Origin of the sequence: Larkinella terrae, assembly GCF_009668025.1 — a bacterium.
GTDB classification, from domain to species: Bacteria; Bacteroidota; Bacteroidia; order Cytophagales; family Spirosomataceae; genus Larkinella; species Larkinella terrae.
This window is the reverse complement of the sequence record NZ_WJXZ01000014.1, coordinates 1,115,426-1,131,955: the sequence shown is the minus strand read 5'-3', so window position 1 is coordinate 1,131,955 and position 16,530 is coordinate 1,115,426. Positions and strand designations below refer to the sequence as shown.

The following is a 16,530-nucleotide window of genomic DNA, read 5'->3' as shown; positions in this document are numbered from 1 at the left end:
TGAGGGATGAACAGTTTTGAGGTTTTATCAGCCACTATTTTCATCCAAAGGCTGTCCTGAGGACCCGAAAACCGGAAACTAGTTAGCCACTTTAAAGAAATTCCATTCTTTCCGGAAGTCGGCTTTCATAGTGCCTTTCGGGAAAACGTGGTGCGTGTTCGCCCATTCGTTCCATTTTGCATCGAGTTTGGCCACCAGATCCGGCTTTTCGGACGCCCGGTTTTGCCGCTCCGTCCGGTCGGTTTCCAGGTCATACAATTCCCACGGCTGACCGATCATGCCCACGGCTTTCCACTTGCCAAACCGGATGGCGCGGTGGTTTTCGTGCTCCCAGAACATAAAGTCGTGCAACTGCTTCGCGCCCTTCGTCAGCACCGGCATGAGACTTTTTCCCTCAATGGGCTGGATCGTCTGGCCATTGCCCTGCGTCGGATAAGTCGCACCACTGACCTCCAGAAACGTCGGCATGATGTCAATCAGGTAGCCGGGTGTTGCCGTAATTTTCCCTTTCTGGCTGATTCCGGCCGGATAATGCACGATGAGCGGAGTGGAAATACCGCCTTCGTACGAAACGTGTTTGAACCCTTTGAAGGGAGTGTTGGATGCATTGGCCCAAACCGCCCCGTACGAAATGGCGCCCGATTTGGCGGGCACGTTAATGTCGGCAATCTGACCTCCGCCCAAAACGCCCCCTTCCTGACAGGCGCCGTTGTCGGACAGAAAAACCAGCAGCGTATTGTCGAGCTGCCCGCTTTTCTTCAACTGATCGACCAGCTTGCCGATGTTCTGGTCCATGCGGGAGATCTGGGCGGCATACACCGCCATGCGGTAATCCATTTCCCGCTGTTTAGTGGTATCCTGCTCAGCCCAGGCCGGGTAAATGTCCGGGCGCGCCGAAAGGCCCCACTGTTTCGGAACGATACCGGTTTTGATCTGTTTCTGCAACCGCTGTTCCCGAAGCGCATCCCAGCCTTGCCGGTATTTTCCCCGAAACCGCTCAATGTCCGCTGAAAGGGCGTGCAGTGGCCAGTGGGGCGAGGTGAAGGCCAGGTACAAAAAGAAGGGTTGCGGGTCTTGCTGCTCCTGCAGAAACGAAATGGCGTGATCGGTGAAGGCGTCGGTGGTGTAAAACGGCTGGCTCACTTTTTCAACCGGCTCGTTGTCGCTCCAGATGCCGCGCGGATGAACCGGATCGAGGTAACTGCTTGCTCCCGAAAGCAAACCGTAAAACCGGTCGAAACCCCGCTGCCGGGGGCGCAAATCCGCCGTAGCGGATCCCAGATGCCATTTCCCGGCCATGTACGTATGATAACCTGCCGATTTGAGCACCTCCGCCAGTGTGACGCAGTTGCGGTTTATTTCGCCCCGGTAACCATAAACCCCGTAATCGTAATTAATGGCGTTGTTGGGTTCTTTGGTCATGTGGCCGATGCCCGCCTGGTGCTGAAACAAACCCGTCATCAGCGATGCGCGGGTGGGGCAGCACCGGGCCGTGTTGTAAAACTGCGTAAACCGGACACCCTGACTCGCCAGTTGATCGAGATTCGGGGTTGGAATCTCGGAACCGTAGCAACCCAAGTCCGAGTAGCCCATGTCGTCGGCCATGATCAGCACGATATTGGGCCGTTTGGCGGCTTTCGGCGCGGGCCAATGTTGACTTGAGACCGGGTGATTAAGCGGTTTTTTGGAGATAAGATTGCTAAACGCTAACAGGAAAACCGTAGTTACGGGTAAGAAAATGCTCAGCAGAACAGTGAGGAAACGTTTCTTTTTCATTCGAAGATTTAGGGCGAAATGGTAAACGTTAAGGCATTCTACTCGATTCGGCTATCAAGCAACGTTAGTTTCGCAATCTGGTCAAAATGTTTACGGTTTAGCGTATCCAGAATCAGGTTGTTTGCGACAGCGGTTGCAGCTATAAACAAGTCGGCCTTGTCGATCGTTTTTCGCAGACGTTTCAAATCCTGCTGAATATCAACAGCCACCTTTGATGCCTGACTGTCAAACGGATAAACGCTGGAATTATCCAGTAATTGATTCCAGAAGCCGAGTTGCTGCGGGTTCGCTCCACTGTATATTTCAAATTCGGTTACACTGGAAATACACAGTTGCTCGAATCGTTGTGAGAGTCGGACCAGCCGGGTTTTCGATTTATCGGTTTTGCGGAAATAATCAATTAATATCGAGGTATCAAGACTCGGTCCGCCATTGGTTGATCGCTTTGCGGTTTTCCTGAATAGTTTCAATCTGATCGTCAGTAAAAACCGGACCATTGAGCAGGAGTTCGGTCAAAGAAGAATTTTTAGATACCGGTTTTGCTTCCGAAGCCATCAGTTCTTTTTGTAGCTTGGCCTTCTGCGCCGGAGATAGTTGTTTCACAATCCTGACCAACTGCTGAAACGGTATCTGTACTTTTAGTTCCATATTCAAATATACGATTTTTCCGCACGAACTGCATACGAAAATACTATCCATTCCGCCGGGCAATGGCCTGCGCCAGCACACTGGCGGCAATCAGCTGGAGCGCGTGGTACATCATGATCGGGAGCAGAACAATGCCGACGACATTGGCCGGGAACAGCACGTTGGCCATGACACTGCCCTGAACGAGTGATTTTTTGGAACCGCAAAATAAGGCCGTAATCCGGTCTTCACGACTGAAACCGAGCAGGCGGCAAACGACACTGATCAGGCCGTAGACCAGAAAAAACAGCCCCAGCATCAAACCACCCAGCACCAGCAAATCCGGCCCGGTCAGGCTCTGAAACATCCGGCGCTCAAAGGACTCGCAGAACGAACAGTAAACGATCATCAGAATCACGATCCGGTCGAAATGGCTGAGGTATTTTTGCGTCCATTTGGCAAAATCGCTCAATCGCCGGTTCAACAGCAAGCCCAGCACCACGGGCGCAATGACCTGTAAAGCCAGCTTTCCGATCACGCCAGCCAGATCATACTGGCCCGATTCGGTGGTTAAGACGAAGCCCATCCAGACCGGTGTGATAAACACCCCGATCAGGCTGGAAATGCTGGCGTTGAAAATAGCCGCGGGCATGTTGCCGCCCGCAATCGAAACCATCACAACGGACGACGAAACCGTCGACGGGAGCGCGGCCACGTAAAACGTACCGAGCCACAACAGGGCGGCTTCGTCGGTTTGAAACAATCCTTTCGTGCTGAGAATGAGGAGCGGAAAAACCACGAAGGTGAACAAATGAACCACCGCGTGCAGCTTCCAGTTGCTCAAACCGGCCTTCAGTTTCTCGAAGTTCAGCTTCAGTCCGTAGAAAAAGAAAATAACCGATACGCCGTAATTGGCCAGACTCGACAGCGAGAACGGCCCTTCCTGAATACCGGGCGTCGGCCAGAGATACGCCAGCCCGATCATGCTCAGCAGCGCCAGCAGAAACCAGTCCAATCCGGCCCGGCCCGCCAACTGGCGAAGCGAAGCAAACGTAAACGTCGAGGAGGTTGGTTGGCTTTTCACGAACTAAAATCGATTGGGATACCGCCTTGCGCAATCATCCGTTTGGGAGTCGAAAAATATTGATTTTAGTTGGTTTGGCCGCTATAGAAATACTTTTTCTTGTCAAGTTGACCAGAAAAATTTATTTTAGTGAAGAAATTTAATTGTCGAATTATGAAAACCATGAGCGTGGGTGAACTCAAAACCCATTTTTCTGAAGTTTTGAAAGAAGTTGAAGCGGGAGAAAAAATAGCCATCACCTTTGGTAAGAGGAAAGTAGTAAAAGCATTTCTTATTCCTAAAGAAGAAGAAATCAAACCCCGAAAATTAGGTTTGCTGCAAGGAAAAAAATACTTTCTGAGAGATGATTTTGGGGTAACATCAAGTGAAGAGTTTGATATATGAAGTATCTATTGGATACGCACATTTTGATCTGGCTCTTGTTTGAGCCAAGCAAATTATCCGGTATGGTGCGTACGATTGTCACTAATCGCAGAGACAATCAAGTGTATGTCAGCGCCGTAAGTTTTTGGGAAATTTCCATCAAAATCCGTTCGGGAAAAATTGGATTAGATGATCTTAGGCCTGACGATTTGCCAAAAATCTGCCTTGAGTCCGGTTTTGAAATAATCCCACTTACCAATTTGGAAACCAGTTCATATTATCAGTTAACTGCTGATTATCACAAAGATCCTTTCGACCGCCTATTGATCTGGCAAGCCATCAAAGCGAACTACATATTCATCAGCGATGATGAGAATGTAAGGAAATATGGTTCGGAAGGATTGCGAGTAATTTCCTGATAGTCAATGTTACAGCGTCATCTGCCGCCTGAAAAACGCCAGGGCTTCCAGATACACATTGATGTCGTTCGGGTAATCGTGTTTGCCATTCAGCACCTTCAGCAGCGTCACTTCCGGTTTTCCTTTTTCCTTGTACGTATACCGCTCGATGGTTTTACCGTCGCTGGGATCGGTATCGGGCAGCAGTTCTTTCAGCGGTTTTTGCCGGTAACCGGCCAGGTCCGCCCAATACTGAAACGTTCGATCTGTCGACCGCACCAACCCCAGACTAATCCCGTTGGTTTTGACCTCCCCGCCCTCGTAGGGGTTCGTTTGGTCGGCCGTTCCGTTGACTATCATGACAGGAACCGCAATTCTTTTTTCCACGCAGTCGAAGTTGTTCGTGTCGGGCAAATTGGCAATGAGCGCGGTGATAGCCCGGAACCGTTCGGGCATGGTCAGCGCCAGTTTATACGCCATATGCCCGCCCCCGGAGGTTCCAACGGCAAAAACCCGCCGGGTATCGATTTTGTATTTTTCGGAAAAATAGTCGATCATTTGACCAAAAAAGGCATTTTCGTCGATATTCTCCAGGTTGGCCGCCGACTGAGCGGTTTTCCGGCACTCGTTCCAATACCGCTTGTAACCATCGGGATAAACCAGCAGAAGGTTCTCGGCGGGGGCAATTTCTTCCAGTTTTTTTGCGCCATTCCGAACGCCCTGCCCGTTGCCGCCCGACCCATGCAGGGCAAAAATCAGGGTAGCCATCGGTTTCGCCGGTTTCAGAAAATGAAACGTCCGGTAATGACCGTCTATCAACAGCGAATCGCTAACGAGCTGGCCTTGAGCCGATCCGATCGATAACGCCAAGAAGAGAATGGTGAACAATCGTTGCATAAATCTGGGAAACAGACCGGTTTTTATGGTCTGGTTTTTAGTAGTTTCTTCTGGATAAATACCTCGGCATATCGCTGCCCCAGCGTTCGGGCCGATGGCGTGTCAAAATGGGTGGAATCGCCCTTGTGAACCAGGCCGGTGGCCAGCACGCAATACGAATTGGGAATGCGCCTGGTGACCCGCTGCAGGGTTTGGTTGATGGTCCCGGCGTCCAGATTGCGACTGACGACAAAATCGCCCAGCGTTCCCATCATAAACGGCACGTCGGGTGCATTCAATTCCGTCCGAAACCGCTGCACGAGGTCCACCAGTTTGTCTTCGTAAACTTTTGCCTTGTCGGGCGTCGAGTCCGATTCACCCTGGTGCCAGATAAAACCGGCCAACTGACCGTTTTCCAGGGCTTTGCGGGCCCGGCGCAAGGCATCGTCGTAGGGATAGGATTTCGTCGGTTCGTAGTATGCGCCCGGTTTCCAGACATCGATTCCAGAACCGCCGACGGCGCAGGGCACCAGACCAATGTTGAGGTTTGGGTAAGCCGCAGCCAGTTTTTTCGCGAACGACAAACCCGGCCCCACACCGATGACGGCCGGTTTATCAAAGTGCATCGGGTCGCGGGCCGGAACCCAGGTTTGCTCCTTGGTGAGCATCCAGACGTGCGGGTTCGGCTGCTGATCCTCCGCTTCGGGAACACCGCGCCCCGCCATGTTGGATTGACCGATGAGCAAAAATAAGTGGAGCCGGGGCGGCACATCTTGCCGGAAAGCCAGCGTGATACCCACAATAAGCGCAAAAAAAGCGGTTTTGACGACTCGAGTCATAGCATTCGTTTTTAGCAAAAACCGTCACCACCCCAATTATACTGTGTTTTACCGCCGTTTTTCAGGCTCAAGGTCTTTTTTCTTACGCAAGAACGAAAGCTACCGGTTTTTCAGATCCGTAACCATCTGGTAGGAAAAATAACTCAGCAGCACCAGAACCAGCCCGATAGCGACCCAGATAACCCAGGGATTGGCGGCAAAAAAGGAAGGAGAAGATTCCGTGGAAACCGGTTCCGCTTTTAATGGATACGCCTGAATGACAGGTAACTTAGCTGGTATTTTATTTTTAAAATAAGGCAAATCGTAGGTTGGTGCACCCACCGCCGGATTGCCGAACGCAAAATGGTAGGAATTTCCCGGCTCCAACTCCGCTACCACGTAGGTGTTCAGTTGCTGGGCCTGAATCGCGCCAATTTTCAACGGTCGATTATTCTGATTGTCAATGAGGAGGTACAACTCTTTCGTTTGCAAATCGGGCAGCAACACCGTGTGCAAGCTGTCGATGGAGTTGAGTTCGAACGTTTTCAGGGTTTCAAATCCCGATTGCAGGCGTCTGCGTTTCGTTTTCCAGGTTCGGCGTTCGGCCAGTTCTACGCTTCGGCGGTATTCCACCGGATAATCAACCGAAATCGTCAGTTTATCCGGCCGGGATAAGTCCGCCAAACGGATCCTAACCTGACTTTTATGACCATCCGGAAGTTCTTTCTGCGAGAACGACACGCCGGGAATCGCCGAATACTGGCCCGCTTCGGCGGTGGTGGTGTAATACCCCACTTCGAGAATATTCAGCGGAGCGCTCAGGGAGTCGTTGATTTCCAGTTGATAATATGGATAATCGCTCAGCGGAAAACCGATGATTCGGGCTTCCGAAGTGGTTTCGGTGCTGGCGACCGGTTCCAACAGGTAATTATCCTCAATGCCGTACCAGGTTTGGGCGTCGTTGCTTCCGCTCAGCCGGGCCTTCTTGCGGAGATTCGTGTTTTTAATGATCAGTCCGAGCGAGCTGATCGGATTTTTGTTGCCGTTTCGCAAAACCAGTTTGGTCGAAACGGCGGAAGTTATCTTGCTAACCAGCTCATATTCCTTGAATTGAACCTGTTGACTTGGTTGTTCCCGGTTCAGAATGTACGGTATTTCCTGTTTTTTTTCGTCGAATAACCGAATGTCGCTGCGGTCTGCCTTCAATTGGCCAACGACCGAAGGCGGAAGCAGAATGCGGTAATAACCGGTTTTTTGAACGGCCGGAAGCTTGGACCGGAAGTTGAAGGATTGCGCCCGACTGGCAGTCCAGAGGAATGTAAACAAAAATGCAACCCCCAACCCCCTAAAGGGGACATTTAACCAGCTGGAAAAGCCCCCTTTAGGGGGTTGGGAGTAACCGCTAAGAAACCGGCTCCTGGGGCGCATGCGTGTCGTCGATAAGAATTAATTTCCTGATTTTCTGGTACATGAACGAAATCACCAGCAGCAGCACGCCCAGGGAAATGAAGGCGGCAATTTTTCCGCCCTCCGAAATGCCCTGAATGTCGTACAGGAAGAGTTTGGCGATGGTCAGGCCAAAAAGACTGAGCGACAGAATCCGGAGCTGGCGGTTTTTGCGGTTCAGTCCCACCCACATGAACGCGAACGCGCAAACGCCCCAGAGGATGGGCAACCCGACTTTATTGATCTGAATCAGGATTTCGTCGAAACGCTCCATCGCGGGCTGACCCGCCAAACCACCGCTTTTTGATCCCGCAAAACTGAAATAAATCACGTGTGCAAACAGTTCCGAAGTGGAAATGTAAACGATCACGTAACCAATAAACCAGGGCCACAAGCGGAGAATAACGGGCGGCAGCGGCTCCAGACGGGCCTTGTTGCGGTCGATGAGCCAGAGAATCAGCAGCGCGAAAACGACACTGAAATAATGCACCAGAAAGCCAATCAGGCTTGGCTCGGAGCCCAGAAAATAATCGTTCAAGAGTTCCATCGTGGCCGGGCTGAACGTGGCCAGATACGCGATGATACCGACCAGACCGAGCCCGACGGTGATCCACATCGAACCGCGTTGGCCAAAACGCTGCGCCCAAAACAGCAAACCGGTCGCGAAAGCCAGGTTGTAACAGCCCATCAGAATGACCTGGTTCGGGCCAAAGCCGATGCGGTTTGCCGATTGGTAATCCAGTTCAAAAATACCGCTCAAATAGAGCGTCAGAATCAGCATAAACCGCACGAACGCCCGGTAGTTGTGCACCTCCAGTTGACCAACCCAGAACCGGAAAGGCTCGGTTTGGGTGTTCAGCAAACGGAGCGTAACTACCAAACCGACAACGGAAACGACGCTGGTGATGAACGCTTTATTGAGGAGAATGGGCATCTGCGGAACAACATTGGCTCCGTATAAAGCCGCCCAATCCATCCCTAAACTGACGAACATTAGTCCCAGCACCAGAATGGAAGCCGTCGAGATCAACTTCAGACCGGATTTCTGCGACAGCCACAGCAGCAACACGGCTTCGAGCGCCCAGAACATCGTGATGAAATTACCTTCCAGTTGAATCGGTATGACCAGACTCACAAACGTGATGACCAGGCCGATCAACAAATAAATCAGGTTGCGATCGACGGCTTCACGACGATACAGGAACGTAGCCAGACCAAAGTTGACCACGGCCAGCGTCACTGTAAATAAGCCCTGAAGCGCTTTGTGATCGCTATTTTCCAGAATGACCATTCCGGCAGCAAAAAAGAAAGCCGTACTGCTGAGCAACAAACTGATTTCCAGTGCCGAAAACCGGGTGTTTTCTTTCAGGTTGTTGATCAGATTCATTGCCATGAAAACGACGTAGAACAGCGTGGCAAAAACAAACGCGCCCGTGGCCGGTAGTTTATGATCGATGACCACCTCCGACAGCCAGGCGCCGTAGAGCAAAACCGTAAAACCGTAGGCGACAATGTGAACGAGATTCCACTTTTTGAAGTACGCCAGCACCAGCATGCCGACGTCCAGCATGAGAATATAGGTCAGCAGCACGACGTAATTCCCTTCGCCGGAACTCACCATAAATGGCGTGGCAAAACCGCCCACCAGCGACACCACCGCCAGCTCCACCCGGTTGTAGGTAATTGCCAGCAAGACCGAAAAACCGGTGATGACAACCATCAGCGCAAACGCGGTTGTCTGGCTGAAAATGTGGTAATCCTGAAACGCAATGGCGATGGTGAAATACAAAACCGCCAGGCCGCCCCCAACCAGCACCGAACTGAAGGCCCCGAACGAATTCCGCAGCCGATGCGCCACGCCGATCAAGGCCCCGCCCGCCAGAATACCGATCAGCACGCGGCCAATTTCGTTGATCCAGTTCTGATCGATGGCGTATTTGACGAAGTAGCCAATGCCAAGCACCAGAATTCCGATCCCGATTTTATTGATAAGGTTTTCGCCGATGAATTTCTCCAGGTCGGGATTGTCGCGCAGAAACCGTTGAAAGAACGACAGTTGCGGTTCGGCCGAAACCGGGGGCAGCGTGGGCAAAACCGGGGCAACCGGCTCTTCGCTGACCTGCGGAATCGGCGGAGGCAACACGCCTTCCGGATCAAATACCGGGGGTTTGCTTTCGATGGGTTCAGCAACCGGTTCTGGCTTGTTCGGAACAATAACGGGGGGAACCGGGTCGTCCACCATTTCAATCACCGCTCCGCGCTCGTCCAGAATGGTCTGTTTTTGGGTCGAAGCGGGCCGGTCGCCGGTTTCGAACAGGTTGCGGATTTGGGCCAGGTCGGCGCGCAGGCGACCCAACTCCTCGTTTTGTCGCAGAACCAATTGTTTGACATCGCTGAATCGACTAAACCCAATCAGAATCAGGACAATGACGATGACTAACAGAAACGCTTCCATAGAGCGGTCGGCGGGTAGGTGGGTGGCAAAAGTCCGTTTGGGTTGACTCGTACACGCTGGTAAGATACACGAAGCGCGCGCCTGAGACAAACCTTTTCAATGTAAAGTTTGCGAATGGGGCGGGGATTGAATACTGCAACTTGACAACTGGCGGAAATGGATTGACAAATCACCGTCTCCGGTTTGTAACTCGCAGGCGTTAATCGGTAAAATGATCCGGCTGATCGGTAAAAACCTTCTCCCGGTCGAGTGGTGGAAAAACCGGTTAAACGCCATACCAAAACCGCCCTCTAAGAATCAGTAACGCACAAATAAACAACGTACAATCATGAAAACGACAATCTTATCCCTCGCAGCCGCAGCCTTCCTAAGCATCACTGTTTCACTGGCTCAGCGTCCCTATAATCCGAATGCCAATCGTCCGAACGCGCCGTTCAACAATACCAAACCCGGTTCGCGCTTCGACGATGTGAAAGAAGACATCAAAATCGATAAACTGGACGCCATCGTCGATCTGTCGCGGAAACAGGAAAAAGAGCTGAAGCGCATTGAGGATCGCTACGACCACATGGAAATGGTGACGATGCAGCGCCGGAATCCCCAGCAGTATCAGCGTCTGCAGGCCCAGAAACAGCAGGAAATGCTGGATGTGCTGAACAAAAAACAATTGCAGAAATGGATTGCCTTCCAACAATCCAACAACCGCTTCGACCGTGGAAATGGGTATGGTCGCCGGGGCTAATCCGAACGAGTTCAGCTATCATCTCAAACCCGTCTTCTCCAACGAGAGGGCGGGTTTATTTTTTGTGGGAAAGCCCAGTTTCCGTTGAGCGATGTCAATCTTTTCGGTAATTTGCCGGATGACTATTCCACCGCTGGACCTGATTCTTTTACTCGGCACCGCGCAGGGTTTTATCCTGGCGGTTTTGTTGTGGTTTAACCCCAAAGGACGGCGGTTGTCGAATCGGTTGCTGGCGGTTTTGGTCGGTTTGCTGGCGTCGGCCAGTCTGGCGGTCGGGATTCCGATCATGAATGGCTGGATCAACCTGTTTGTCGATTTCATTCCGCTGATCATCGCGATGCCGTTCGGGCCGCTGGTCTATTTTTATACCCGCTCGATGCTCGACCCCGAGTTTCGGCTGGGCAAACGGGAAAAGCGGCATTTCTGGCCCACAGTGCTCGATTTTGGCAGTAAACTGATGGCCTGGGTCTTTCTGTTTGGCCTTCTATTCGGCTTTTTTGAGCATAGCGATAACCGGAAAGTCGGTTGGCTGATGGACGAATACGATAAATACGCCGATATTCCCCGCTGGATTTCAGCCGCCATTTATCTGTTTCTCACCAATCGCTGGTTGTCTCGATTCCAGCAGACGAATCCGGAACTGACAGAACTGCAACGGACCAAAATGCGCTGGCTCCGGCAATTCATTACGGTTTTTCTGGTTTTCCAAACCATCTGGCTGCTGCATTTAATTCCGTATATTCTTCCGCAAACCAGCAATGCGCTACTGGACGCGTTTGGCTGGTACCCGCTCTACATCCCGATTGCAATCATGATTTACTGGATTGGGTTGGGTGGTTACCTGAATGCGCGCAGCACCGATCTTCCCCAAACTGAACCCGTTCGTAAACCAGTCGCTACGGTTTTGCCGGATGAACTGGTTCTGGAAACGTCGAGCGGTTTGCGGAAAGCGATGGAAACCGATAAGCTCTACCTGGACCCCGAACTGACCGTCGAGAAAGTCGGACGGCATTTGCAGGTTTCGCCCAAAACCATTTCGGCGGTGTTAAATCAGCACCTCGGCAAGAGTTTCAACGCGTTCGTCAACGAGTACCGGCTGGAAGAAGTGAAACGGCGGCTGAACGATTCGGCCTACGCCAACCTGACGCTGACCGGCATCGCGTTCGAATGCGGCTTTAACTCCCAGGCCACCTTCCAGCGGAGTTTCAAACAGCTAACCGGTTTTTCGCCCCGGGAGTACATGAACCGCGAAACTGCCTGACCACCAACCCCAAAGGGGTTGTGATGCATCTAAATTACCTCTCAAATCCGGATTTGAGCAGATTGCGGGCTTTGTTTTAACTTGTTTTGACCCAAAAACAGGCCCAATGCGGTATTCAACAAATCACGTCCGGTTTTCCCTTTTTGGACTTCTTTTTACGTTTTTCGCCGGTTGCGCAATTGCCCAATCGACCAACTACCTGACGCTTTCCGGAAAAATTATCAATCAGGACACCGGCGAACCGGTGCCGTTTGCGAGTATCTCGGTGGTGGGCCGGGGCATCGGTACGGTTTCCAATGTGGTCGGCACCTTCGTATTGAAGGTGCCGGATTCGTATGCGAGCGACAGCCTGAACGTGTCCAGCGTCGGGTATCAGTCGTTTAAAAAACAGGTGTCGGCGGTAACTGGTCAAACCCTGCTCATTCGCCTGAAAACCGCAGCCGTGACGCTGGATGAGGTGCGGGTGCAGGCCCGCCGGAAAACCGCCGAAGATATTCTGCGGGAAGCCGTGGCCGCCATTCCGCGCAATTACGACACGACCTCGGTGCAGATGACGGCTTTTTACCGGGAAGACCAGCAATTCGACCATAAACCGGTGGTTTCCAGCGAAGCCGTGTTGTCCGTCTACAAAGCGGCTTATAACCAGACCGAAATCAAAGATGGTATGAAGGTGATTAAAGGCCGGAAAAAGGAATATGATCGGGCCATTCATCAATTACCGCCCATTATCAATTTAAGCAACGGAGCCCGGAACCTGCTGCTTTACTGCGACTTAGTAAAACTGGCTTCTTATCGACGAAATATTATTAATGAACGGAATTATGAGTATTACGATTTAACGCTGAGCACCCTCAAGGGCGATCGACTGATGTATGTCATCGATTTTAAACCCGGCAAACGGAAGAGAAAAGCGTTTGGTACGGGAAAGCTCTACATCGATGCTCAAACGATGGCGTTTGTTCAGTTTGAATTCCAGGCTACGCAAGCCGCCATTGATGCGGAAAACAACCGCGACTGGTTCTTAAAAATGATGGCGTCGGCGGTCCATAAATTAACCCTGAAATTTACCGATTTAAAGGAAGTTGTTACGTTTGCCCAACACGAAGGCCGCTGGAATATGCGCAACGTTGAAAGGCGATACGGTTTTCGTATTAATAGTCCGTCGCGGAACCTGATCGACAAACGCTGGGAAGTGTCCACCAGTTTGACCGTTACGGAGGTTGGGCCAAAAGGAATTCAACCTTTTACCGAAGGCAACATTGCTGAAAACAATAGTCCATTTCAGCACCTGATTGGCAACCAGAACGACCCGAATTTCTGGGAAAACTACAACATCCAGCAGCGGGCGCCGACCGATACGGTTTCTGAAAAAACTGAGGTCATGGTTCCGGCCCCGGCGAAACTGGATTCCGGGCAAAACCGGGTTCACCACCGGATTTCGAAACCCGTCGGCAATCGGCAGAACGGCTTCAGTCGCGCCGATACGCTCCGGGGCAAACTCACGCCCTTGCGCAGCAATTACGATGTAACATTCTATGACCTGGCCGTAAAGGTAGATATCGACAGGAAGGCCGTCAGCGGCAGGAACAAAATGCGGTTTCGGGTGCTGGCTCCGCTGGATAAACTGCAACTGGACTTATACGTCAACATGCTGATTCACCGGATTTTATACGCCGGAAAACCGCTGGTCTACACCCGGGAATTCGATGCGGTTTTTGTGCAGTTTCCCGAAAAACTCCTGCCGGGCCGCGAACAGGAACTGGAAATCGAATATTCGGGAATCCCGCAGGTACCGGATTTCAAGGTGCCGATGATGGGCGGCTTTCTGTGGGAAAAAGACCGCGACGGCCATCCCTGGGTTCAGGTGGTTTGTCAGGGGTCGGGCGCGAGTTTGTGGTGGCCCAACAAAGATCACCTCTCCGACGAACCCGACAGCCTGCGCATCCGCGTCACCGTGCCGAACGGGCTGATGGCTATTGCCAACGGGCGATTGCGGCAAAAAACCGCCCTGCCCAACAATTGGACGGAATTTGAGTGGTACGTGAGTTACCCGATCAACAATTACAACGTGACGCTGAACATCGGCAACTACGCCCACCGGCGCGAAACCTACGGTCCGGATTCGCTGACACTGGATTACTACTGCATGCCCTATAACCAGGTGAAATTCCGCTGGGTGTTCAACGGTGTGAAACCGATGCTGGCAACGCTGGAAAAGCACTACGGCCCGTATCCCTTTCCCCGCGACGGATTTACACTGATGGAATCGCTCTATCCGATGGAACACCAGAGTGCGGTTTCATTCGGGAAAATGCCGAACGACAGTGCCGGTCCGTTGACGCTGGCCGACACGCTGCGGCATAGGCAGTTGGTCTGGCACGAGGTGTCGCACGAATGGTGGGGTAACAACCTCAGTTGCCGAGACATGGCCGATCTATGGATTCACGAAGCGTTCGCGACCTATTCGGAAGGGCTTTACCTCGACTCGACCATGCTGGAAGAGGGCGAATTGGGGTACATCGCATCCCTGCGTCCGCAGGTGATTGGCAAAGAGCCGATTGTCGGGGTACGGGATGTGAATCACATTCACTACGAGATCGGTGACATGTACGCCAAAGGTGCGCTGATGCTGTATACCTTTCGGCACGCGCTCAACAACGACCGGCTTTGGGCGGATATCCTGAAAGGAATGCAGCAGCGGTTTCGGTTACAAACCGTTACAACGAAGGATATTGTCGGTTATATCAACGAAAAAACGGGAACGGATTACACCTGGTTTTTTGACCAATATTTGAATTGCACCGCTATTCCGACGCTGGAAGTTCAACTGGTGCAAAAGGGTTCATCGCTCGCGGTCAAGTACCGCTGGAAAGCCGACGTGCCGAATTTTCGGATGCCAATTGCCGTGACCCAAAAGCCGGATCAGTTTAACCTCATCAAACCCACGACGAACTGGCAAACGATGACGTTACCAAATATGGAGATCGACGACTTTGAAGTGGACGAAACCCGGTTTTTCGTCAAGGTGGAAGTGGAAGAACCGCAAAGCAACCGACAATAAGAACGCTCAAATCCGGATTTGAGCAGATTTGGGGCCGGTTTTGGTGCTGTTTTGAGCCAAAAACAACAACCCGATGAAAATACGTTTTTGGGCGCTGAGCCTTCTTGTGACCGTTGCCACCGTTGCCCAACTTCTTGCGCAGCCAACCGCAAAACCGCCAACCACCGCCGACAAGCTGGATGAATATCTAACGGTTTCCGCCAAACTTCACCGTTTCAACGGCACGGCCCTCGTGGCCCGCAAGGGCGAAATTCTCCTGAAAAAAGGCTACGGCTGGCACGATGTGGCCCGGCAAATTCCAAACGATACCAACAGCATTTTCCAGCTCGGTTCGATCACCAAAACGTTTACGGGCGCGGTGATTCTGCAATTGCAGGAAGAGAAAAAATTGTCGCTGACCGACAAATTGAATCAGTATTTCCCGGATTATCCGCAAGGCGACCAGATCACGCTGGAGCAATTGTTCCTGCATACGTCCGGCATTTACGATTTCAAAAAGATTTTGTACGGCCCGGACAGCGCCCGGGTTACCCGGCCAGTTCCGAAGGAATGGATGATCGAGCAGTTTCGGGATAAACCGCTGACGGCCAAGCCGGGAACGGCGGTGAATTACACCAATTCGGGGTATTATCTACTGGGCCTGATTGTCGAGAAAGTCACCGGAAAACCGTTCGAAACCGTCGTACGGGAGCGGTTTTTGAAACCGTTGCAGTTGACAAAAACCGGTTTTGATTTCATTAACCTGAAAGATCGTGGGAAAACAACCGGGTATTCGTTCCGGAAAGATTCGGTGCTGGTGCCGCAATCGCCGGTGGATTCCACGGTGGCCTACGCGGCTGGCGGGATGTATAGTTCAGTTGGAGATCTGTACCGCTGGTCGCGGGTAGTGCAAAACCGCCGGATGCTGAAACCGGAAAGTTGGGAAGTGGCTATTTCGCCCCCAAATAACGGTAGCTGGGGTTACGGCTGGGGAATCACGACGATGGACAACACGAAAAAACTCATCTTCCAGAACGGAAATATCAACGGTTTTGGCACTTTCTATGTGCAGATTCCGGAAGACGATGCGGTGATAATTCTGCTGAGCAACGTCGACGATGTGTCGGACCTGACCTCACTGGATCCCATTGCTACGGATGTGCTCAAAATCCTGTACGACGTGCCCTACCAACTTCCGGCAAACCGAAAAGCCGTTGCGGTCAGCGAAACCGTGCTCCGGCAATACGTGGGCAAATACCAGTTGGCACCAGAGCGGACACTAGCGATCACGCTCGAAGCCGGAAAACTGTTTTTGCAGGTAACCGGTCAGCCGAAATTTGAGCTGTTTGCCGAAAACGAAACCAATTTCTTCCTGAAAGCGGTGGAAGCCCAGCTAACCTTTCATAAAGATGCCAGCGGCACGATCACGCAAGTTGTTGTGCACCAGGGCGGTGACATTGTCGCGAAGAGAATCTAACCCTGTCAGCGGCCGACAGGCCCTGACAGCGGTTTGGAGAAACTGATTGTTCAAATCCAATTGCTGTCAGGGCCTCTCGGCAGATGTTTCCAGAATCCAACCGCTGTCAGGGCCTCTCGGCAGGTGTTTCCAGAATCCAACCGCTGCCAGGCCTCTCGGCAGATGTT

General features: G+C 51.9%; 13 protein-coding genes. 6 read left to right on the top strand and 7 right to left on the bottom strand.

Features of this window, described 5'->3' with window-relative positions:
- Positions 1-78 precede the first annotated feature (78 nt).
- The 3 genes from GJJ30_RS26335 to GJJ30_RS26325 form a co-directional block, all read right to left on the bottom strand.
- Positions 79-1,776: an arylsulfatase gene (locus GJJ30_RS26335; RefSeq protein ID WP_154178146.1), complete on the bottom strand. Its 1,698-nt coding sequence runs from the start codon at positions 1,774-1,776 to the stop codon at positions 79-81.
- A 38-nt stretch (positions 1,777-1,814) separates the two neighbouring features.
- Positions 1,815-2,273 carry a type II toxin-antitoxin system VapC family toxin gene (locus GJJ30_RS26330; protein WP_154178145.1) on the bottom strand — a complete coding sequence of 153 codons (459 nt, stop codon included), beginning with the start codon at positions 2,271-2,273 and terminating at the stop codon, positions 1,815-1,817.
- Between the two features lie 194 nt (positions 2,274-2,467).
- Positions 2,468-3,487 (bottom strand): bile acid:sodium symporter family protein, encoded by a 1,020-nt coding sequence (locus tag GJJ30_RS26325; RefSeq protein ID WP_310588392.1) that lies wholly within the window; start codon positions 3,485-3,487, stop codon positions 2,468-2,470.
- A gap of 153 nt (positions 3,488-3,640) precedes the next feature.
- Between GJJ30_RS26325 and GJJ30_RS26320 the strand changes: the two genes are divergently transcribed.
- The gene (locus GJJ30_RS26320; protein WP_154178144.1) at positions 3,641-3,871 is read left to right on the top strand and encodes a type II toxin-antitoxin system Phd/YefM family antitoxin; all 231 of its coding nucleotides are present in this window, start codon (positions 3,641-3,643) and stop codon (positions 3,869-3,871) included.
- Positions 3,868-4,269, top strand: a complete 402-nt coding sequence (locus tag GJJ30_RS26315; protein ID WP_154178143.1) for a type II toxin-antitoxin system VapC family toxin — start codon at positions 3,868-3,870, stop codon at positions 4,267-4,269. The genes GJJ30_RS26320 and GJJ30_RS26315 overlap by 4 nt, the downstream gene beginning before the upstream one ends.
- A gap of 9 nt (positions 4,270-4,278) precedes the next feature.
- On the opposite strand, the gene GJJ30_RS26310 is transcribed toward GJJ30_RS26315, so the two are convergent.
- The 4 genes from GJJ30_RS26310 to GJJ30_RS26295 all read right to left on the bottom strand — a co-directional run bounded on the left by GJJ30_RS26310 (position 4,279) and on the right by GJJ30_RS26295 (position 9,843).
- The gene (locus tag GJJ30_RS26310) at positions 4,279-5,145 is read right to left on the bottom strand and encodes a CE1 family esterase (RefSeq protein ID WP_154178142.1); all 867 of its coding nucleotides are present in this window, start codon (positions 5,143-5,145) and stop codon (positions 4,279-4,281) included.
- Between the two features lie 23 nt (positions 5,146-5,168).
- Entirely contained in the window at positions 5,169-5,963 is a 795-nt protein-coding gene (locus tag GJJ30_RS26305; RefSeq protein ID WP_154178141.1) for a sialate O-acetylesterase, read from the bottom strand.
- A 99-nt stretch (positions 5,964-6,062) separates the two neighbouring features.
- Positions 6,063-7,268, bottom strand: a complete 1,206-nt coding sequence (locus GJJ30_RS26300; protein ID WP_154178140.1) for a hypothetical protein — start codon at positions 7,266-7,268, stop codon at positions 6,063-6,065.
- A gap of 76 nt (positions 7,269-7,344) precedes the next feature.
- Positions 7,345-9,843 carry a DUF2339 domain-containing protein gene (locus tag GJJ30_RS26295; RefSeq protein WP_154178139.1) on the bottom strand — a complete coding sequence of 833 codons (2,499 nt, stop codon included), beginning with the start codon at positions 9,841-9,843 and terminating at the stop codon, positions 7,345-7,347.
- A gap of 328 nt (positions 9,844-10,171) precedes the next feature.
- Here GJJ30_RS26295 and GJJ30_RS26290 point away from each other — a divergent pair, with 328 nt between their 5' ends.
- From GJJ30_RS26290 to GJJ30_RS26275, 4 genes are all read left to right on the top strand, one after another.
- Entirely contained in the window at positions 10,172-10,585 is a 414-nt protein-coding gene (locus GJJ30_RS26290; protein WP_154178138.1) for a hypothetical protein, read from the top strand.
- Between the two features lie 118 nt (positions 10,586-10,703).
- A complete protein-coding gene (locus GJJ30_RS26285) occupies positions 10,704-11,846 on the top strand; it encodes a helix-turn-helix domain-containing protein (protein ID WP_154178137.1) in 1,143 nt (380 codons plus the stop codon).
- 106 nt (positions 11,847-11,952) lie between these two features.
- The gene (locus GJJ30_RS26280) at positions 11,953-14,907 is read left to right on the top strand and encodes a M1 family metallopeptidase (RefSeq protein ID WP_154178136.1); all 2,955 of its coding nucleotides are present in this window, start codon (positions 11,953-11,955) and stop codon (positions 14,905-14,907) included.
- 73 nt (positions 14,908-14,980) lie between these two features.
- Entirely contained in the window at positions 14,981-16,363 is a 1,383-nt protein-coding gene (locus GJJ30_RS26275) for a serine hydrolase (RefSeq protein WP_154178135.1), read from the top strand.
- Positions 16,364-16,530: the final 167 nt, after the last annotated feature.